Annotated in this window: 20 protein-coding genes, 1 pseudogene and 2 other annotated features (1 of these 23 only partly in view); of the genes and pseudogenes, 6 read left to right on the top strand and 15 right to left on the bottom strand. The window is 34.7% G+C overall.

Annotation, left to right across the window (positions count from 1 at the left end):
• Positions 1–24: 24 nt before the first annotated feature.
• The 5 genes from HII32_RS05955 to HII32_RS05935 form a co-directional block, all read right to left on the bottom strand.
• Positions 25–2,673, bottom strand: coding sequence for a valine--tRNA ligase (locus tag HII32_RS05955; protein ID WP_425483283.1), 2,649 nt, complete (start codon positions 2,671–2,673; stop codon positions 25–27).
• A gap of 62 nt (positions 2,674–2,735) precedes the next feature.
• Positions 2,736–2,926 (bottom strand) — a binding site (T-box leader).
• A gap of 26 nt (positions 2,927–2,952) precedes the next feature.
• Positions 2,953–3,465, bottom strand: a complete 513-nt coding sequence (locus tag HII32_RS05950) for a thiol peroxidase (protein WP_172189315.1) — start codon at positions 3,463–3,465, stop codon at positions 2,953–2,955.
• 78 nt (positions 3,466–3,543) lie between these two features.
• Entirely contained in the window at positions 3,544–4,761 is a 1,218-nt protein-coding gene (gene thiI, locus HII32_RS05945) for a tRNA uracil 4-sulfurtransferase ThiI (protein WP_172189313.1), read from the bottom strand.
• Between the two features lie 9 nt (positions 4,762–4,770).
• The gene (locus HII32_RS05940) at positions 4,771–5,916 is read right to left on the bottom strand and encodes a cysteine desulfurase family protein (RefSeq protein ID WP_172189311.1); all 1,146 of its coding nucleotides are present in this window, start codon (positions 5,914–5,916) and stop codon (positions 4,771–4,773) included.
• A gap of 95 nt (positions 5,917–6,011) precedes the next feature.
• Positions 6,012–7,760 carry a septation ring formation regulator EzrA gene (locus HII32_RS05935; RefSeq protein ID WP_172189309.1) on the bottom strand — a complete coding sequence of 583 codons (1,749 nt, stop codon included), beginning with the start codon at positions 7,758–7,760 and terminating at the stop codon, positions 6,012–6,014.
• Positions 7,761–7,920: 160 nt separating this feature from the next.
• Between HII32_RS05935 and HII32_RS05930 the strand changes: the two genes are divergently transcribed.
• From HII32_RS05930 to HII32_RS05910, 5 genes are all read left to right on the top strand, one after another.
• Positions 7,921–8,394, top strand: a complete 474-nt coding sequence (locus HII32_RS05930) for a GAF domain-containing protein (protein WP_172189307.1) — start codon at positions 7,921–7,923, stop codon at positions 8,392–8,394.
• Between the two features lie 184 nt (positions 8,395–8,578).
• On the top strand, positions 8,579–9,187 hold the full coding sequence (rpsD, locus tag HII32_RS05925) for a 30S ribosomal protein S4 (RefSeq protein WP_172189305.1): 609 nt from the start codon (positions 8,579–8,581) through the stop codon (positions 9,185–9,187).
• Positions 9,188–9,290: 103 nt separating this feature from the next.
• Positions 9,291–10,568 (top strand): AAA family ATPase, encoded by a 1,278-nt coding sequence (locus HII32_RS05920; RefSeq protein ID WP_172189303.1) that lies wholly within the window; start codon positions 9,291–9,293, stop codon positions 10,566–10,568.
• A gap of 11 nt (positions 10,569–10,579) precedes the next feature.
• On the top strand, positions 10,580–10,867 hold the full coding sequence (locus tag HII32_RS05915; protein ID WP_172189301.1) for a hypothetical protein: 288 nt from the start codon (positions 10,580–10,582) through the stop codon (positions 10,865–10,867).
• A 72-nt stretch (positions 10,868–10,939) separates the two neighbouring features.
• Entirely contained in the window at positions 10,940–11,413 is a 474-nt protein-coding gene (locus HII32_RS05910) for a universal stress protein (protein WP_172189299.1), read from the top strand.
• An 81-nt stretch (positions 11,414–11,494) separates the two neighbouring features.
• Here HII32_RS05910 and HII32_RS05905 read toward each other — a convergent pair whose 3' ends face one another.
• The 4 genes from HII32_RS05905 to HII32_RS05890 all read right to left on the bottom strand — a co-directional run bounded on the left by HII32_RS05905 (position 11,495) and on the right by HII32_RS05890 (position 15,712).
• The gene (locus HII32_RS05905) at positions 11,495–12,418 is read right to left on the bottom strand and encodes a helix-turn-helix transcriptional regulator (protein ID WP_172189297.1); all 924 of its coding nucleotides are present in this window, start codon (positions 12,416–12,418) and stop codon (positions 11,495–11,497) included.
• A 116-nt stretch (positions 12,419–12,534) separates the two neighbouring features.
• Positions 12,535–13,080, bottom strand: a complete 546-nt coding sequence (locus HII32_RS05900) for a DNA-3-methyladenine glycosylase I (RefSeq protein WP_172189295.1) — start codon at positions 13,078–13,080, stop codon at positions 12,535–12,537.
• A 32-nt stretch (positions 13,081–13,112) separates the two neighbouring features.
• Entirely contained in the window at positions 13,113–14,333 is a 1,221-nt protein-coding gene (locus tag HII32_RS05895) for a glycerophosphodiester phosphodiesterase family protein (RefSeq protein WP_172189293.1), read from the bottom strand.
• A 254-nt stretch (positions 14,334–14,587) separates the two neighbouring features.
• Positions 14,588–15,712 carry a D-alanine--D-alanine ligase family protein gene (locus tag HII32_RS05890; RefSeq protein WP_172189291.1) on the bottom strand — a complete coding sequence of 375 codons (1,125 nt, stop codon included), beginning with the start codon at positions 15,710–15,712 and terminating at the stop codon, positions 14,588–14,590.
• Positions 15,713–15,840: 128 nt separating this feature from the next.
• Here HII32_RS05890 and HII32_RS05885 point away from each other — a divergent pair, with 128 nt between their 5' ends.
• Positions 15,841–16,512: a DUF975 family protein gene (locus HII32_RS05885; RefSeq protein WP_172189289.1), complete on the top strand. Its 672-nt coding sequence runs from the start codon at positions 15,841–15,843 to the stop codon at positions 16,510–16,512.
• Between the two features lie 48 nt (positions 16,513–16,560).
• On the opposite strand, the gene HII32_RS05880 is transcribed toward HII32_RS05885, so the two are convergent.
• The 6 genes and pseudogenes from HII32_RS05880 to HII32_RS05855 form a co-directional block, all read right to left on the bottom strand.
• Entirely contained in the window at positions 16,561–17,331 is a 771-nt protein-coding gene (locus HII32_RS05880; protein ID WP_172189287.1) for an ABC transporter permease, read from the bottom strand.
• The gene (locus tag HII32_RS05875) at positions 17,321–18,199 is read right to left on the bottom strand and encodes an ATP-binding cassette domain-containing protein (RefSeq protein ID WP_172189285.1); all 879 of its coding nucleotides are present in this window, start codon (positions 18,197–18,199) and stop codon (positions 17,321–17,323) included. Before HII32_RS05875 ends, HII32_RS05880 begins: the two co-directional genes overlap by 11 nt.
• Positions 18,199–18,564: a GntR family transcriptional regulator gene (locus HII32_RS05870; protein WP_172189283.1), complete on the bottom strand. Its 366-nt coding sequence runs from the start codon at positions 18,562–18,564 to the stop codon at positions 18,199–18,201. Before HII32_RS05870 ends, HII32_RS05875 begins: the two co-directional genes overlap by 1 nt.
• Before the next feature lie 127 nt (positions 18,565–18,691).
• Complete coding sequence (locus HII32_RS05865; RefSeq protein WP_172189281.1) at positions 18,692–19,516, bottom strand: MetQ/NlpA family ABC transporter substrate-binding protein; 825 nt, start codon at positions 19,514–19,516, stop codon at positions 18,692–18,694.
• Positions 19,517–19,530: 14 nt separating this feature from the next.
• Positions 19,531–20,226: a methionine ABC transporter permease gene (locus HII32_RS05860; RefSeq protein ID WP_172189279.1), complete on the bottom strand. Its 696-nt coding sequence runs from the start codon at positions 20,224–20,226 to the stop codon at positions 19,531–19,533.
• Positions 20,219–21,253, bottom strand: a pseudogene (locus tag HII32_RS05855) (methionine ABC transporter ATP-binding protein). Before HII32_RS05855 ends, HII32_RS05860 begins: the two are co-directional and overlap by 8 nt.
• Before the next feature lie 60 nt (positions 21,254–21,313).
• Positions 21,314–21,361: a binding site (T-box leader), on the bottom strand (it continues 189 nt past the right edge of the window).

Genomic DNA, 21,361 nt, shown 5'->3' with positions numbered 1-21,361 from the left:
ATCGTACAGCTTTTTGTGTGCAGATTATGAACGTTGTGCTTTAATCTCAGCCAATCGCTCATTAGTAGCACTTAATTTAGCTTCATAATCGGCTAATTTATTTTGTTGTTCAGTAACCACTGACTCAGGAGCATTATCGACAAACTTAGGATTGCCTAATTTCTTTTTAGCGCGAGTTACTTCACTTTCATACTTCTTAGCTTCTTTATCAAGTCGTTTCATTTCATCATCTAAATTAACTAATTCTTCCAATGGAATGTAAATTGTAGCGTCACTAATAACACTGGATAATGACAAAGTAGGAATAGTTAAATCATTACCAATTTCAATTTTTTCAGTATGACAGAATCGATCAACATAATCTCGATTTTCATTTAAAACAGTAACCACACTGTCACTATCAGTTTGAACCAATAAATTAATTGGTGATGACATTGGCGCATTAGCTTCAGAACGAATATTTCGCACGGCTTTAATCAATTCAATTAAAGTTTTCATATCCTTTTGAGCCACATCATCATTAAATTCTGGATGATCTACCGGATAATCTGCCACCACCAGTGATTTACCAACATGAGGCATACTTAACCAAACTTTTTCAGTAACAAACGGCATAATTGGGTGTAATAATCTCAGAGTTTGATCTAATACATATGCTAACACGTTTTGAGTATTACGCTTTTGTTGTTCATTATCACCAGTTAAAGTAGCCTTACTCATTTCGATATACCAATCACAGAAATCATTCCAAATGAAATCATAAAGAGCTCGACCAGCTTCACCAAAGTTATACTTATCAAATTCACGAGTAACGTGGTTAACTGTTTCGTTTAAACGACCCAAAATCCATTTGTCAGACAATTGCCATTCTGATTTTGCAGGTAATTCTGGTTTATCAATGCCATCTAAATTCATGATGACGTAACGACTAGCATTCCAAATTTTATTAATAAAATTCCATGCTGCATCCATTTTATCGTAACTAAAACGAAGATCTTGACCCGGAGTTGTACCAGTTGATAAGAACCAACGCAAAGCATCAGCACCATATTTTTCAATGACATCCATTGGATCAATTCCATTACCCAATGATTTAGACATCTTACGACCTTGTTCATCGCGAATTAGCCCATGCAATAAAACATCTTTAAATGGTCGTTCACCAGTAAAGTTTAAACTTTGGAAAATCATCCGAGAAACCCAGAAGAAAATAATATCGTAACCAGTTACTAAAGTGTTAGTTGGGAAATAACGCTTATAATCTTGTGACTCTACGTCTGGCCAACCCATTGTTGAAAATGGCCATAATGCTGATGAGAACCAGGTATCTAAAACATCTGGATCTTGTTCCCAGTTTTCAATATCTGCCGGTGCTTTCTCACCAACATAGGTTTCTCCCGTTTGTTTATTGTACCAAGCCGGGATTTGGTGTCCCCACCATAATTGCCGTGAAATTACCCAATCATGAATATTTTCCATCCAGTGATCAAAGGTACCTTCAAATCGTTCTGGAACAAAGTTTACTTTATCATCAGTTTCTTGATTTTTTAAAGCCATATCGGCTAGTGGCTTCATCTTAACAAACCATTGAGTTGAAAGACGTGATTCTACTTGAACTCCAGTTCGTTCAGAATGACCAACTGAATGAACGACTGGATCAATTTTAATCATGAGGTCTTGATCTTGAAGATCTTTAACAATGGCCTTTCGTGCTTCAAATCTATCCATTCCGTTATACTTACCGGCTTTTTCGTTCATAGTAGCATCATCATTCATTGTATTAATTCTTTCCAAATTATGACGATTACCTACTTGAAAATCGTTAGGATCATGAGCCGGTGTAATTTTAACCATCCCGGTTCCAAATTCCGGATCAACGTATTGATCAGCAATGATTGGTACTGCGCGATTAACTAGTGGCACAATTACTTCCTTACCAACTAATTCTTTATATCGTTCATCACTAGGATGTACGGCCACAGCCACGTCTCCCATCATGGTTTCTGGTCGCGTAGTGGCAATTTCAATATAGTGTTGGCCATTATAGGCAACATCCTTATCAGCAAACGGATATTTAACGTGATAAAAAGCACCTTGATCATCTTTATGAATCACTTCAATATCTGATAAAGCAGTTCTAGCTTGTGGATCCCAATTAATAATATATTCACCACGATAAATTAGACCCTTGTTATACATATCCACAAAAACCTTAGTGACTGCTTTTGATAGTCCTTCGTCTAAGGTAAAACGTTCATGACCATAATCTAATGAAAGTCCCATCTTGGCCCATTGAGCGTGAATGGTACGAGCGTATTCGTCCTTCCATTCCCAAACTGTATCTACAAACTTTTCGCGTCCTAAATCATAACGAGAAATTCCTTGTTCACGTAAACGAGCTTCTACTTTGGCTTGAGTAGCAATTCCTGCATGATCCATTCCGGGAACCCAAAGAGTATCAAATCCTTGCATTCTTTTTTGTCGAATAATCATATCTTGTAACGTCGTGTCCCAAGCATGTCCTAAATGTAGCTTACCAGTAACATTTGGTGGGGGTAATACAATTGAATACGGTTTAGCTTTTTTATCACCACTGGGTTTAAATAATCCTTCATCCAACCATTGTTGATATTGTCCTTTTTCAACGTCAGTTGGGTTGTACTTAGTTGACATTTCAATTTCTTTAGTCAAATTAGTCACTTCCCTTTCAAAAATAAAAAGCATTCCTCCTAAACTAATAGGACGAATGCTCGCGGTACCACCTAAATTGAGTTATTAAACTCCACTTAATATTTTATTCATATTGGCCCAAATAGGCCTAAAAGCTCTCAAGCAACCTTCAATGTTTTTCTAGAAAAACTTTCAGCAAATGTTTTTTCTCTTTAGCTAGAAAAGACCATCTAATCCTCTTGATCAACGCTTCATTACCTTACTATCTTATCTAATAAATAATTAATCGTCAACACGTCGTTGAGCAATTTTATTTAAAGCAGCTAAAGCTTTGGCATAATCGGGTTCATCACTTAAATCAGCAACAATTTCTCGATAAACAATTTTACCCGTTTGATCAATAATAAAAATTGTTCGAGCCAATTCACCATCGTTTGGTAAATAAACCTTCATGGCATATCCTAATGATAACTCTTCATCAGAAAGTAATTGCAAGTTAGCAACACCTTCAGCGGCACACCAATTCCGTTGTTGATCAACAGTATTATTTGAAACAGTAATAAAACGGGCATCAGGATACCTATCTGCTTCTTGATTAAACCGCTTAGTTTCGATATTGCAAGTGGGCGTATTGATATCAGGAACTGTAGTTAAAACAGTGATTCTACCAATAATATCAGCTGTTTTAACCCATTCATGTTTATCCGATTCCAATTTGAACTTTGGTAATTGATCCCCTACTTCAGGCGGATTGCCGTATAGGGATTCTTGTTTTCCATCAATTGTAATTTGCATCCAAGATCACTCCTTTGGCTATTCTTAACCATACAATATCCTAATTTAATCAGTTAAGCAAATAAGTAATCTTTATTTTTATAATAGTTCTGCGAACGCTTCTACATCAGTATTCATAAATTCATCACCGGGATGAATATCAGTAATTTTCATTCTCGCAATAGATTTTTCTACTAAATCATCCACATCGATATTTCCTTCAAAAAGTCTTGACTTTTCTAGGCTAGGCCGCGTTTTGGGCGAAGGTGGTGTAAAAATAGTACAGCAATCCTCATATGGCAAAATAGATAAATCATAAGTATCAATTTTTTCAGCAATTTTAATAATATCTGTTTTATCCATTGAAATTAGTGGTCGTAATACCGGCATATTAGTCACATCGTTAATAGCCATCATACTTTCCAAAGTTTGGGAAGCCACTTGACCTAATGCTTCACCGTTAAAAATCCCTGTGCAGTGCCGTCGTTTTGTGATTTCAGCGGCAATTCGTAACATCATTCGTCTTTGAATGGTCATCAAGTAACCCTCTGGAATCTGCTCTTTAATGGTTTCTTGGGCTTCAGTAAACGGCACTTGAATAAATTGGATGCTGCCACCGAATTTAGTTAATTTAGCTGTCAGTTCTTTGGCTTTGGCTAAAGCTTGTTCACTGGTATATGGTGGACTATAAAAATGAATCATATCAATTTTAACGCCCCGTTTCATAGCCATATAAGCAGCCACCGGTGAATCAATTCCCCCAGAAAGCATCATAGTTGCTCGACCACCAGTACCAACTGGAAGTCCACCGGCTCCATGAATGGTTTCTGACGATAAAAAGACCCCATTCAAGCGAACTTCGACCCGCATTTCGATGTCTGGATTATGAACTGAAACTGTAATTCCAGGAACATTATCTAAAACATAATCACCCAACATATTATTAATTTGATTAGTATTAAATTCAAAGTTTTTATCTTGCCGTTTAGTGGTAATTTTGAAAGTCATCCCTGGCCTAAATTGTTCTTTGATCATGGCCACAACCATTTCAGAAATGGTTGGCATATCCTTTTCCACTTGAATCGATGGTGAAAAATTCTCAATACCAAAGACATCTTTCAAGCGGTTCATTACTACTTTATCGTCAGCACCATTTAAATCAACGTGCATCCGATCGCGTTGTGCTTTAACTTCAACCATTGGAAAATCTTTTAATACCGCCTTAGTATTTCGTCCCAATTGGCGAATAAAGTCTTTTCGGTTTTTACCTTTAGTTGATAGTTCGCCATAGCGAACCATGATTTCTGAATATTGCATAAAAACTCCTTAACTTAACTTGTCAAATTCCGTATATAACTTATCAAACACTTCATTAAACCGTTTTGCTTCAGCTACTGTATTTTGATCTCCTAATGAAACCCGAATAGCACTCGTAGAAATATCACTAGGAACGTCCATAGCAGCTAACGTACTGGAAGCAAGGTGTTTTTTAGAAGAACAAGCGCTAGTAGTAGAAATGTAAATACTATATTCTTCAAATGCATGCACAATAGTTTCACCTCGGACTCCCTTAACGGCAAAACATAAAATATGTGGAGCGAAGTTATCAGTGTTTTTAGAAAACATCACCACTTTATCAAACTGGCTTACATGCTCTCCAATAATTTGCCGTACTTTGCGTTCATTATCGTTTGTGGCCTGCTCATTACTTAATAGCAATCTAAGCGCCTTGGCCATTGCCGCAATGGCTGGTACATTTTCAGTTCCACTTCTTTGATTTTTTTCTTGCCCGCCACCAGCCAATAATGGTGTTAACCGACGTCCCCGTCGACCATACATAAAGCCAATTCCTCTTGGTGCATGAAATTTATGACCAGAAAAAGTAACAAAATCTACTCGATCATTAAAAATACTGTCCATTATCCCTTTACCAATTCCTTGGACTGCATCAATATGAAAATGAATTTTAGGATATTGCTTCAATAATTCCGCTACTTCTTTTAATGGTTCAATAGTACCGATTTCATTATTGACTGCCATTACGGATACTAAGATAGTATCTGGACGAATAGCTTCCTTTAAATCAGCAATGGAAATTTGACCATTATCATCAACTGGTAAGTAGGTAACGTCAAATCCTAATTTTTTCAGTTGTTCCATGGAATTATGAACCGCTGGATGTTCCACGGCCGTTGTAATCAAATGCTTGCCATATTCTTGTTTTTCGAATGCGGTGCCTTTAATCACCCAATTATCGCCTTCAGTACCACCACTAGTAAAATAAATTTCATCGGGATTAACCCCAACTAGTTCGGCAATTTGTTTACGCGATTGTTCTAATAAATTAAAGGCTTGTCCACCAAAATTATGCAAACTTGAGGGATTGCCCCAAATCGATTGGCTTACCTTAGCGTAAGTATCCACCACTTCAGGTAATGCCTGAGTAGTAGCACTATTATCAAAATAAATCATTTTAGCAACCTCTTTTTAAATTATTGGTTCGACTCCAATAACTATATCAAAGTAGAATAATACACCAATTCTAACAAAATAAAAAGCCGATGCTTTTAATCATCGGCTTTAGGACTAGGATCATCAGTGGATTTTATTTTAGCTTGTGTTTCCTTATTAGTAAAATAATCTTGTTCGATTTTTTGATACGACCCTTTTTGAACTGTTTCTAGCGCAGTAGAAATGATTGCTAGGCTCCGGGCATAATCATAGTTATTAAACGCTTCATATGCATCCCGACGAGCCGTCGCCACTGCACTATCGATATTAATGTATCGATTGGCATATTGCATACTTTGTTCCGCTAATAATGCCTCATCAATTAATTGATCGGTAGCTTCCTCTAAGGTATCCATATCGGATTGAATCATTACCTGTTGCTTTGAAACTTCTTCAATATCTACTTTAGGTGATGTCATGGCCTGATTCATCCGTTCGATTTCTTTAACCACATCATTAAAAAGTGCCGTGTAGTCCTTAGGAGTTCCTGGTAAATTCAAATTATGAATTCGTCGTTTCTTATTTCGCATTTCAACGTCAAATTCTTTTAAAGCTTGATTGGCTAACCGCTCTTCTTCTGGAAAACCTTTTACCCGTTCATACAAATCCAATTGTAAGTTTTCAATTTGCTCTAAATTTTTTAAAATTTGTTTTTGTTGTACTTTGACTTGGCTATAAACCGCTTCTCCCCGTTGTACGGATTCTTTTTGACGGATTACTTCTGTTCCTAGGGATCTGATTTGTTCAGTATACTGCCGGTTATTTTCGATTTCTTGATGATCTAATACGTAATCGATATTCAACCGTTCTAAGCGTCTTGATAAATCAACGTTTTGTTTTTTCAAATGATCTAAATATTTATCAATTACCTTAGTATTCTTATCAACATCCTGTTTATCAGCCATTGCGTTTTCAAATACCTGATACATTCGATCGATTCGTCTGGAAATATCACCATTAACTTCAGTCGCTACATCTATTTTTAGGGTTTTGATATTATCATGATTTTGTTTGATTTGAGTTTCAACGTGCGAAATATTACTATCAAATTTATCATTAGGAAAATTAAAACCCCGTTGCGTAAATGATTGATAAGCCTTTTTTAATTCGCTCACCTGTTGTGGAAAAACCGTTTTTAGTTCATTGTAAAGTCCTGGGATAACTTCCATATAAGTTTCTAGCTGTTTTGTATCTTCATTTAATTCAGCCAAAACTGTTTCAGCGCTGTCATGGTCACCTTGTTTAGATAAATTATTAAAATCATCAAACTTCGCTTCAATTCCAGCTAACATTTTTTCTAAAGCATCTAAGCTATCGCCTAGTTCTTCGTTTTGTTTTAATAATTGCTGTCTTAATTGCCCATAGCGATCGTTTAATTCATCAGTAGCCAAACTGTGTTGTTTGTTTAAATCTTGCAAAGAAACTAATTCCGCTTGAATATTTTTAATGCGACTATCGACTGAACTGATGGCCTTTTTTAACTCAGTTCGATCTTGGTTAGTTTTAATAAAATTAATGCCCTTAGTATCTTCTTGTACTTTTTGAATTTGTTTATCAATATGTGGGATTTCTTCTTCACGAATATCACGATAGTCATCTAATAGTTGTTCATATCGTTTCTGTGATTCCCCCGTTAAGTTAAGTTTTTGCGACAGCTCGAACTCTTCATCTAAAGGGATGGAAAATAATTTTTTCTTATCTTCATAGGATTGAGTGACCTTTTTTCCTAATTGACGTTGATAAATAAAAAAGCCTAAAAATCCTAGTAAACAAACTGCAACTATAATTATTAAAAAAGTTAGCATCCTTGATTCCCATCCTTCAATCAAAAGTTTTTCTTGAAAGTTACTAATGAAAGCAACTATTATGTATGAATATCATATTTTCTCTTTAGCAGTATCTAAAAAGCATTATATCATAGGAAACCGTATTCTTCGTACCAAATTTAAGGGAGTGACCAGATATATGAAGAAACTTAATAATTTATTGAGCAAGCAATTGTCAGCACTATTGACTGGTGAAAATGACGTGATCGCAAACATGGCCAATACTAGTGCTTTAATTAAGGATGCATTAACAGACACAAACTGGGTTGGCTTTTATCGCTATCAAAAAGATAAGGACGAATTAATCTTAGGTCCCTTTCAAGGTAAAGTAGCTTGCATGCACATTAAAAATGGTGACGGTGTTTGTGGTACCGCATTAAAGCAAAATAAATCTCAACTGGTGGCTAATGTACACCAATTTCCCGGACATATTGCATGCGATGCTGCCAGTAATTCAGAATTGGTAGTACCTCTTTATCTCAATGGTCAACCATTTGGAGTAATCGACATTGACTCTCCTTTGCTTGATCGTTTTTCAGTAACAGATTTAGCTTTAGTTGAAGAATTAGCCGAGGTCTTTCTTGATTCTATTGACAATGTTGCTAAATACTAATACAATGCTCTATGTGTAAAATAATGCAGCAGTAAGCGGTAAGCTCGTCAACATGTTGTTGCCTGTTTAAAGGTTCAATTAGTAACTCAACGGCTGCTTGAGCGAACATTGCAAAGCAACATGCACGAATACTAAACTTACATTGGATTATTTTACTCCAACAAAATATTGGAGGAATTTATTTATGTCAAGATATACAGGTCCAAGTTGGCGTCTTTCACGTCGTTTAGGTATTTCTTTAACCGGTACTGGTAAAGAATTGGCTCGTCGCCCTTATGCACCAGGTGAACATGGTCAAGGTCGTCGTTCAAAGCTTTCTGAATATGGTATGCAACTTCGCGAAAAGCAAAAGTTACGTTTCATGTACGGTTTGACTGAACGCCAATTCTCAAACACTTTCGTTCGTGCCGGTAAGATTCGTCAAGGTAAACTTGGTGTTAACTTTATGATTCTTTTGGAACGTCGTTTGGACAATGTGGTTTACCGTTTAGGTTTGGCTACTACTCGTCGTCAAGCTCGTCAATTAGTAAACCATGGTCACATCACTGTTGATGGCAAACGTGTTGATATTCCTTCATACGAAGTGAAAATTGGCCAAGTTATCAGCGTTCGTGACAAATCAAAAGATATGCAAGTAATTAAGGATGCCGTTGATGCTGTTGTTGGTCGTCCTCAATACGTTAACTTTGATGCTGATAAGCTTGAAGGTTCACTTGTTCGTTTACCAGAACGTGATGAACTTGAAGCAGATATCGACGAATCATTAATCGTTGAATACTACAACAAGCTTTAATTTCAAGGTTTACAAAGCGTTTTGCTTTTTAGCAAAGCGCTTTTTTTGTATTTTGAAAATGATATAATTAAGCTATCAATTAGCAAACTAAGGAGGTGTTTTAGTGCAGCAACCATTAGCATTTAGAATGCGACCAACCAAAATTGAAGAGATAGTCGGTCAGCAACATCTGGTTGGACCGGGTAAAATCATTAACCGAATGGTTAAAGCAAAGCTACTCTCATCCATGATTTTATATGGACCACCAGGAACCGGTAAAACTAGTATCGCTAGTGCCATTGCTGGCTCTTCTAAATATGCTTTTAGAACTCTAAACGCAGCAACTGACAGTAAAAAAGATCTACAAATTGTGGCCGAAGAAGCCAAAATGAGCGGCACCGTAGTTTTGTTACTAGATGAAATTCATCGCTTAGATAAAACTAAACAAGATTTCTTATTACCATTACTAGAAAATGGCTCAATTATTTTAATCGGTGCCACTACTGAAAATCCTTACATCAGTATTAACCCCGCCATTCGTAGCAGAACCCAAATTTTTGAAGTATATCCCCTTTCTTCAGCTGATATCGCTGACGCAATTAATCGAGCATTAACTGATAAAAATAAGGGATTAGGTGAATATAATGTTCAACTAGCAGATAATGCTCTAGATTTTTTGAGTAGTGCCACTAACGGCGATTTACGGTCCTCGTTAAATGCCTTAGAATTAGCGGTTAAATCAACTGAACCAAGTAATAATGTAATAAAAATTGATCTCCCTATCGTTGAAGAGTGCTTACAACGCAAATCATTAAATCAAGACAAAAATGGCGACGCCCATTACGATGTTATTTCAGCTTTGCAAAAATCAATTCGTGGCTCTGATACTGATGCTGCTTTACATTATGCGGCTCGCTTAATTGAAGGCGGCGATTTAATTAGTCTAATGAGACGGTTATTAGTTATTGCGTATGAAGATGTTGGTTTAGCTAATCCAGCGGCCTGCCAACGCACTGTTGCTGCAGTAGATGCAGCTAAAAATTTGGGATTGCCGGAGGCTCGCATCCCTTTAGCTGATACAATTATCGAACTATGTTTAAGCCCCAAATCTAATTCGGGAATTAGTGCCATTGATAATGCCTTAACTGTTATTAAAAAAGGAAATTATGGTGATATTCCACTATCATTAAAAGACGCTCATTATAAAGGTGCCAAAGAATTAGGGCGCGGCATCACCTATCAATATCCTCATGACTTTCCTAATGATTGGGTTCAGCAACAATACTTACCAAATAAAATTAAACACGATCAATATTATTTTCCAAAGAATAATGGTAAATACGAAACTGCTTTAGGTAATCAATATCTAAAATTAAGACAAGCTCAACAAAAAAATAATTAAGGAGAATCAACGTGCTAATTAACATTTTAGTTTGTATTTTTATTATCATTACCCTCTTCATTGGTGGATATTTGCTGACGCATCGCAATAATATTTTCATGACCATGAATCCTAAAGAAAACCCCACTTTACACAACATCATGTTTTACGGTGGTATTTTATGTTTAATTATTGGCATTTTAGAAATCATTGCCTTAATCAGTCAAAATTCAATTTTCATCATTATTTCTTTAATCTTAGCGATGGTTTCAGTAACAATCATTCAATTTATAATCTTTAATCAGTTAAAAATTAAATAAAGAACGTAAAATTTTGTTTTTCATCAAAAGTAACTTATAATGGAGAAAACAAATACTATAGGGGTGAGTACTATGTTACAGAATTATAAACAAATTTTAGTACCAGTCGATGGATCTTATGAATCAGAATTGGCCTTTAAAAAAGCTACAGCCATTGCGATTCGGAACCATGCCTCACTACACTTAGTCCACGTTATTGATACCAGAGCCTATCAAAATATTTCTAGCTTCGATACTTCAATGGTTGAACAAGTTAGTGATACTGCTAAGGAGACTCTTGAAAACTATGTTCAAGAAGCTCATGCTGCCGGGTTGGAAGATATTGATTACTCGATTGAATATGGTGCTCCTAAGTCTGTTATCGCCAAAGATTTACCAATCAATCTCAAAATTGATCTAATCATTATTGGCGCCACCGGTTTAAATGCCGTCGAACGATTATTAATTGGCTCTGTTACTGAATACGTAACTCGTATCGCACCATGTGATGTATTAGTGGTTAGAACTAACTTAGATAATGAACCTGCTAAAGATCCTAACAAATAAATTTAATTAACCAAAAAGCACAGCCGTCATGGCTGTGCTTTTATTTTCATTTTATGAAATTAATAATGGCAAAATTTCTTGTTAAAAAGGATCATTTTTGGAAAAAGTTTCTACTGTTTCACAAGTAAACTCATCCATTTTGGCCAAAACGTTCCCAAAAATGTTCTTATAATCTAATTTTTGATCTTTCAAAATATTCAAATCAAAACTACCCTTTTTTTGTAATTCTGAAGCGCGAAAGAAGCTTTGAATTCCTATATTAAAATCTCCAATTTTAGTTGCTGAAAATCCATAGAATAAATACATTAAACAAATAGCCTTAGTTTTATCATTATCAATCAGTTTATTAATACAATGGTCGGCTACTGTTTTAGTTAACTCAAAGTTTTCTATGGAGAAAACTTCTAAAACTAACAAAATATATGTATCTGTTACTTTTTTAACATCATATTTTTTAAGTTCCATAATCGCTTTTAATTGGTCAAACGCCAATTCAAAAAATGTTTGAGCTCGTTTTATTTGATTTTTTTGACTATAGGCCATCCCCAAGCCAATCATCGTTAATGTCCGACGATAATCCAATTCATCAAAAAAATCACCATTTAAAATCGTGTTAAATGTATAAATAGCATCATCCGCATCCTTAGACAGACCAAAATCAGCAGTGGCGACACAAAGATCATACCAACCTTTCATTTTTCTACTTTCTAGGTTCAAAATATTTATTTTCTTTAATCGATCCAATGCCTGTTGCCATTCTTTGTTATGAATGTAATCTTCAACCTCAATCAAACTACGCTCACCATGACTTTTTAGATCCACAACTTCATCTAACTCTAAATTTAATTTAGAACAAATTTTTTCCATTATTTTAATATTAGAACAATGGTTAGAATTTTCAATCAAACTAATGGTAGCTTGAGTACACGCGCCTTTGGCGAGTTCACTTTGAGACATACCCTTTTTCAAGCGAGTTCTTCTAATCTTGTTACCAGTTATCTTCATGCATTGGTCTCCGTTATAGTTATTTCCCCCAAAGCTAATGAAACCGGTTTCTTAAGCTTGTAATGTTAAGACTACGTGATAAAGTTGCCCATGTCAACTATTTTTTATATTTAAATTCAGTTATATTTATAATCACAATAAATGAAATGATCATTAACCACACCAACTGCTTGTAAATAACTATAAACGGTAACGGGGCCCATTCTTTTAAAACCTATCTTTTTTAATGCTTGTACATACGGTATAACAAAATCATAGTAATCACTACTTAAGATAGGTTCATCAATAAAATGATCGATAACAGTTCGATTAGTCGGTTTCCAGGTAATTTCAAATAAATTTTGCTGACTATTTTGTAATTGCTTCGCATTATTAATAACTGCTTGCACTTTAGCCGCATTCCGGATAATTCTGTCATCTCGTAACCAGTTCTTCACTGTTGACTGACTTACCTGAGCTAACTTAGGATAATCATCTAGTAACATAATTTTAGTTAATGCCGGCTCAAACTTTAAAACGGTCTCCCAAGATAAACCTGCCTGAAAAACTTCTAAACTAAGAACTTGAAATAATTTCTTTTCATCAAATACCGGAATTCCCCAACAAGTATCATGATAATAAAGTAATGCTGGACTTCTTTCCGCCCATTGACACCTTGTCATATTCAATCACCTCTAAATAGTAATTACGGATTTCAAAGATAATTTATTCCGGTATTAATTAATAAAGCTACTCGATTAAGACGATAATCTTTTGTAAGATAACGGTTTTGGCCACCATAATCACTGATTTGTCCAGCAATAGCTGATGAATTTAAAATGGCCATTGTTAATTTACGTTTTGCAGTCCAAACGTAAACTGGTCTTTGAGTTCTTTTTGCTTGGGCCAAAAATGGTAATGTCGTGCCAAAATATTGAACTGAATAAAAATCAGTTGTAAATTTAGTTAAATCACCAATATTAACGGTCATGATAATACCAGCAGAAATATCATTTAAACCATATTTTACTTGCTTTACGTAGTCCGGATTCATAGATTCAATTACGCTTTTATTTTTCAATAATTCATTTTTATATCGCTGAACAAATAACCGACCAACTTGATTTAATTTACCAGGTTTTAATTCAATCATTAATTTTTGTCCTTGTTCATTAGCTACCTTTAAATAATCAGTAAATTTTATAATTCGATGCTGTAGTTGCAATTGCTTTAATGATTGATCTTCAATCGGTTTTTGTCCCAGCACATCATCATGAACAACAATGAACTGATGATCTTTGGTTTCTCTAACATCCATTTCTACATAATCAAATTTTTTTAAAGCTGTTTGTTTTAAGGCCTTAATAGAATTAGGTTGTTGCTTAGCATTATATATACCTCGATGGGCAATAATTTCTTGCTTATTTTGATTATTTAACTGCCAAGTAGTTATTCCCCATGCCATATACCCACCAATACTAATAACTATTAATGTGCCTACGAATTGAATTGGAGTTACCTGAATCGGCAATTGCCATACTTTGGTTAAAAACAGTAGTTGCATGCCAGTTAAACCAACAATTAATAGTATATTTAAGGCCTTAATGAATACTAAATCATTCAATGACCAACCCACCAGTGCACTAATCAGTACTAATATCGTCTCACTAATTAACAGACCAAAATAATATTTTAGCAACCTAATAAGAGCCTGCTGATAACTAATAATTTGAACTTGGGCTAAAAGCCACGCCAGAAGACCTAATACCACAACTAATAGCATAATGCTGCCACAAATGATTAACTTAAAGTGTTCGTTCATAAATGTAATCATGACCGCGTTGACAGGTAGATGAATTAACATCACTGGTAAAGCACCAGCAATATTAAACCCAGTCCAAGATATAATTGCTAGCAACCAATAGATAATAATCATTATGGAACTTAGCTGCTTATGATAAATTTCAAATATTTGCTTCAAAGCTATTATCAGCCCGGTACCAATTAACATTAACCCCCACCATGTTAAGTGATATTTGTTATTGATTAATACATAATATTGACTACTTAAAAGACCAATAAACACCAAACTTAACCATATTAAACTATTTTTTCTTTCTACGTTCATATGCTCTCCAACTTCTCCTCAAAATAAAAAAGATTGAGGTTAATTACCTCAATCTTAACATATTATAAATCTTGATCTTTAGGGTCTAATGGTTTAAAATCATGTAAAATTTTAGCTTGATGATCGAATTCATCAATTCCTAATTGAATTAAGCGATCAATTAGTTCGGTATATGAAATACCTGATTTTTCCCACATTTGTGGATATAGACTAATATTAGTAAATCCTGGTAATGTGTTAACTTCACCAACATATGGAACACCGTCGTTTGATACTAAGAAGTCAATCCGGGCCATTCCTTTAAGTCCTAATGTCTTAAAAGTATCTAATCCCATTTTAGTGATTTCTTGAGCTAAAGCTTCGGGAATATCAACAGGAATATCAAACTTAACTTGGCTAGCGTCCACAAATTTGTTGTCATAGGTATAAAAGGCATCTTCAGCAGGTACCTTAATTGCTCCAACTACAGAAGCAATTGGATGGAAGTTACCCAAGATAGAAATTTCTAATTCTTCTGGACCGTTAATGGATTCTTCAACCAATACTTTATCATCATAACGAAAAGCATCTTCTAGGGCACTAATATATTCAGCAGTAGAAGAAACCTTATGAATACCAATAGAAGAACCTTGGTTAGCTGGTTTAACAAACAAAGTTGGTGTTAACTTTTCTGCTAAATCATCGTAAGTAAATCGTTCTGCAGTTTGTGGCGTCAACAATTCGTAACGGGTATTACGAATGCCGGCAAGGGTAAGCATTTTTTTAGTGATATCTTTATCAAAGCCCATAGCTGATCCAAGAACGGCACTACCAACATATGGCTTATTTAGCAAACGTAATAAGCCTTGGATAGTTCCGTCTTCCCCTAAGTTACCATGAACAATTGGGAAGAAAACATCAATAGAATCACTCTTAGCAATATTAATCACTGGTGCAAGCGGATTATTCATATCTAATTTTGGTAATTCTTCGGCAACTATTTTATCTTCTGGTTCACCATCAAATACTCGTTTAGAAGCTTCAGAAGTCAAGAAAATTCCGTTCTTAGTGATTAAAAACAAGGAAACATTATATTGATCCTTATCCATTGCATCATAAATATTATGTGCTGATCGCTTTGAAACATCATGTTCGGAAGAATTTCCCCCAAATATCAAACCAACATTTAACTTCTCTTTATTTTCCATAGATTGCTCATCCTATTCGTATATATTTCAGAAACTTAAGTATACCACGAAAGTAGCTACCAAGCCAATTTTAGGATTGAAATTTAATGTATGGTAAACTAAAGTTATTAAATTATTGGAGGGATTAAATGAACAACGTACCGTTTTCACAATTAAAAAATGAGGTTCGCCAACTATTCGAAAATCGTTGGTCAATCGCTATCAAAATTTGTCTGGGCTTTTATTTACTTAATATTTTATTTTCACTCATTAACACCCCTGGTCAAATCACCGATAATGATGTCACTGCTAACTTAATTAACCAATACACTGGCACTAATGGCGTAATTCTCTTCTTGTTTAATGCTATTATTACATTTGCCACCGTAGGAGTCCAATATTCCTTTTTAGATTGGTTACGTACTAATCAGCCAGTTAATAACCCCATCACCTCTGGATTACAAACTTTTTCACGTAAATATTTTACTTCTACTTTAGCAATTTATTTGATCAAAATGATTTTAACCTTTTTATGGGGACTTCTTTTTCTTATTCCTGGGATTATCAAAAGCTATTCATATTCGATGGCCTTTTTTATCTACAAGGATCGCATTCAGTCTAATCCTGATATTAGTTTTTTAGATTGTATTACTGAAAGCAGAAAATTAATGAACGGTCACAAAATGGATTTATTTCTTTTACAATTAAGTTTTATTGGTTGGTATTTACTCGGTCTTATTACTTTTGGCATTGGCTTAATTTGGGTAATTCCTTACAAGGACGCTGCTAACGCCAATTTTTACCGTCATTTAGTTAAATAGTTGGTGCTCAAATAAAAGTGCGTATCGTAATTAGCGATACGCACTTTTTTATTCTCGTTTTAATTGTTTTTTATTAAAGAAAATTTTAGTGATAAAAAGCATAAAGCCACTCCATAATACCTCGGTCACTACCAAAGGAATAGGATTGAATCGTCCGGCTTCTTTACTATAACCAATAATAAAAGTAAAGACATCTTCTAGCCAAGTTACTTGTAAATGAGTTGTTATAAATAATCTAATCATAAAAACTGCGCCTACCACTAAGATAATGGGAATGGCAATTAGTGTTATTCGTTGAGCTCGTTTAGAAAGTAAGGATAAGATACTGCCAAACGCCATTAATGAAACGATAACTGCTGTTGAAGTTAAAATTCTAAGTACAGTTTCAAAAAGACCGTTAAAAATTTGATTACTAATAAAATAACGGTACAAACTAGTGTAAATGCTATCTTGGCCTTTTATAGGAACAATAATTAACCAATAATCAATTTCATTAACTAGAGAACCAATTAAAATTAATAATCCCGTAGTCTGAATTTGACCTCTAAAAAAAGTATTACGAGAAATACCATTTTGGATTAAAAACTTATAATTTTCGTAAGTAGCTGAAGACAAATAAGCAATCGCAAAGGTCGTCACAAAAAAGAAGTATGACGTATTGCCCAATTCATTAGAAAGTGAATAGTATCGTAATGTACCACTTCCTAAAGCTAATAACAGCGGCCAGACCGTATTTACAATGAAGAAAATAGCATAAGCCATTAATAAGTATTGAAATTGTTTTTTAAATAAATATTTAGTTACCCGGTTAGTTTTCATCCTTAGCACCTCCCGTGTAATCAGTTAAATTAATAAATAATTTTTGTAAATCTAATGGTGTAATCGTTACTGTATCAGGTATTTGTCGATCATCTGGTAACTCATCAAAAACATAGCTAGCTTTTAATTGACCAATATTTTCATGCCCAATTACATGTAATCCCATTATGTATTGATCTACAGCACTTGTAGGACCAACCACAGCCACCGCCTTTGCCGTAACATTTTCCACAGAATCATTTAAGACCACTTCACCTTGATTAATGACAATGACATCACTAATGATATTAGTTATTTCTTCAATTAAATGGGTGGAAATTACAAATGTTCGTGGTCGTTGACTAAAGGATTCCAACAAAACTGAATAAAATAATTCGCGGTGGTTAGCATCTAGTCCCAACACCGGTTCATCTAACAAAACGTATTCTACTGGTAAAGACATTGCTATAATTAATTTAAAAATACTTCGATAACCCGTAGATAACTTACCAAATTTTTGTGCTAAATCCAAATTGAATTTAGTGGCTAAATCGTTTACTAATTCCCGATCAATATTGCCATAAAGCATTTCAGTATCATCAATAATTTTACTCAACCGATCACTATCACGATATAAATTAATTTCACTCATCAAGTACATCTTACTCAATTGAGCATCATTATTATCAACCGGTTCACCATCAATAGTAATTTTACCGTTAGAAGGAAAAATTCGATTGGTCATGATATTTAATAAGGTACTTTTACCAGCTCCGTTGCGCCCTAATACTCCATATATTTTATTTTCGGATAATCTTAAATTAATGTCTCTTAATACTACTTTGTCGCCAAATTTTTTACCAACGTGATTAATGTCTAATACACTCATTATTCATACCCCCGTTGAATCATTTGATTGAGATCTTCAGCAGAAATTCCCAAATTAATTGCTTCTTTGACTAATTTGGCTACTTTATCATCATAAAAATTATCTCGTTTTTGCTGCTTAATTCGGTTCTTTGCGCCAGCAGTCACGAACATTCCTAGTCCTCGTTTCTTTTCAATTAATCCTACATCCACCAATAAATTCATTCCTTTTAACACCGTTGCCGGATTAATATGAAATTGTTTGGACACCTCGGTGGTTGAAGGAATTTGAGTTTCTTCAGCAAAACTCCCCGTCAAAATGGCTTCTCTGATCTGATCTGCCACTTGCCGATAAATTGGTTCAGAACTATTAAAGTTAAACTCCAAGGCTGTTAAACCTCCCTTATCTATCAATCAATTCGCTACTGGTTAATCACTCATGTAACTAACTATATTAGTCGATAACATTTTTGTCAATAAAAAAAGGAAAAGAAGGAATTCTTTTCCTTTTTGCTTATTTATCAGATTTTACTGGAATCACTGCACCTTTATACTTGTTATTGATCCATTTTTGGGTTGATTTAGATTTCAATACTTGAACCAATTTCTTAATTGCTGGTTGATTGCGATCTGCTTTTCTAACCGCAATAATATTAGCATATGGAGAGGTATCTTTTTCTAACGAGATGGCGTCTTTACGAGGATCTAATCCAGCTTGAACAGCATAGTTAGAATTAATGACTACCGCATCACCCTCACCATTTTGATAAAATTGAGGCATTAATTTTGGCTCTAAATTATGTTTAAATTTCAAATATTTCGGATTAGTAGCAATATCATCAAAAGTGGCTGCGGTAATGTTAACACCCTTTTTAATGGTAATTAGGCCCGCATCTTTAAACAATTGCAAAACTCGACCATAATCGGCTGTATTATTACTTACTAAGACAGTTGAATTATTTTTAAGATCTTTTAGGTTTTTCACTTTTTTAGAGTAAATGCCAATTGGTTCTAAATGAATTTTACCTACGTTCACTAAATCACCATGATTAGCATGGTTCCAATTATCTAAAAAAGGAGCATGTTGAAAATAATTAGCATCTAATTCCTTGTTAGCTAACGCTTTATTAGGCATTACATAATCTTGAAAAGTAACAATTTTTAAATTGATACCTTCTTTTTTTAACTCCGGCTGAATATGCTTTAAAATTTGAGCATGTGGCACATTAGAAGCTCCTACCGTTAGAGTGTTTTCTTTACTATTTTTGGAATTACCACAACCAGCTAGTCCTATTGATAATGCTATTAAGCTCAAAATATCCCAAATTTGTTTTTTCATGTTTTTGTCCTCCATTATTTTTCTCGATGATCCACTAATTTGGACCACCAATCACCACTCAACTGAACTACAAAAACGATTAAAACGATCACAATAGTTGCTACTAAGGTCACCGTGTTATTGTTCGATTGAAAACCATCTTGATAGGCTAAGTTTCCTAATCCACCAGCCCCAATTGCTCCTGCCATTGCCGAATAAGAAATTAACGAAATTAACGTTACAGTGGCTCCAGAAATTAGCGCTGGTTTACTTTCTGGTAATAAAACTTTACCGATAATTTCTAATTTTGATGCTCCCATAGATTCCGCTGCTTCAATTACCCCAGTACTCACATCACGTAAATTAGACTCTACTATTCGAGCGTAAAACGGTGCGGCACTAATAACTAAAGAAGGAATGGCTGCCTTAGGACCAATAATGGTGCCAATAATATCTTTGGTCATTGGCAACAGTAAAACAATTAGAATAATAAATGGAATGGAACGAAAGACATTAACCAAAATACTGACCAACCAGTTTATCAATTTAACCAAAAAATTAGGTGAGTCCCTGGTTTCAAATAATAACAGACCTAAAATGATCCCCAGAATAATAACAAAAATGCCAGCAACAATTGTCATCCAAATTGTTTCACCAGTTGCCGACCAAATTGAATGCCAATCAACATTTTGAAACTGAAAATATGACTTAATACCAGTTGCGTCATACATGTCCTAACACCTCGCTTTCTACTTCTAGGCGACTAATTTCGTTAATAACACCAGCAACATCTTTATCGGATCCAATTAATTGAACGTCTAAAGAACCCATTGCCCCCTTTTGAGTCTGGTGAATACTTCCTTGTAAAATATTTAACTGTACTTCAGGAAACTGACGAATTACATCAGACACAATGGGCATTTCCGTTTTGGGACCATCAAACGTTAAGCGAACAATTTTACCGTTGGGATACTTGCTTAATAGATCTGGCACAGAAATTGAAGTCTACCCCACCTTACCATTGAGTTCATCAGCAACAAACTGTTTAGTAATTTGTTCTTTAGGATGTTTAAAAACTTCGGTTACACTTCCAGTTTCAACTATTTGACCATTTTCCATAACCGCAACTTGTGAGCCAACCTTCGCTACCGCGTGCATTTCATGAGTAATTAGTAAAATAGTAATATTAACTTCCTGGTTGATTTTTAAAAGTAAATCTAATATTTCATTAGTAGTTTCGGGATCCAAGGCACTCGTTGCTTCATCAGAAATTAAAATATCTGGATTATTGGCTAATGCTCTCGCGATACCTACTCGTTGCTTTTGCCCACCAGATAATTCAGCCGGGTAAGCATTTTCTTTTTCTGATAAGCCCACTAACTTAGCTAATTCATGTGCTCTAGTCATCCGTTGCGTTTTGTTTATTCCGGCAATTTCCAATGGTAATAAAATATTTTGTAACACTGTTCTGGACCATAATAAATTAAAATGTTGAAAAACCATTCCAATTTTTTGTCGTTTTTGGCGTAATTGATATCCTTTTAATGCTGAAAGATTAGTTCCATTAATCAAAATCTGGCCTGATGTGGGTGTCTCCAATCCAGCCAACATTCTTACCAATGTGCTTTTCCCAGCTCCTGAAAAGCCAATCAATCCAACAATTTGACCATCATTAATTGTCAAATTAACGTCCTTTACAGCTGTTAAAACACCATTTTTAGTTTTATATTTTTTAACTACATTTTCAAATTGGATCAATTAATCTACCTCTTTCTCAGGAAAACAAAAAGGTCTTTCGTCCCATAGTTGTTGCAACAACTAAAGGGCGAAAGACCTCGCGGTACCACCTTTATTTACTGATTAATT

This window comes from Lentilactobacillus kribbianus (assembly GCF_013184075.1).
GTDB lineage: Bacteria > Bacillota > Bacilli > Lactobacillales > Lactobacillaceae > Lentilactobacillus > Lentilactobacillus kribbianus.
This window is presented reverse-complemented; position numbering and strand designations above follow the sequence as displayed.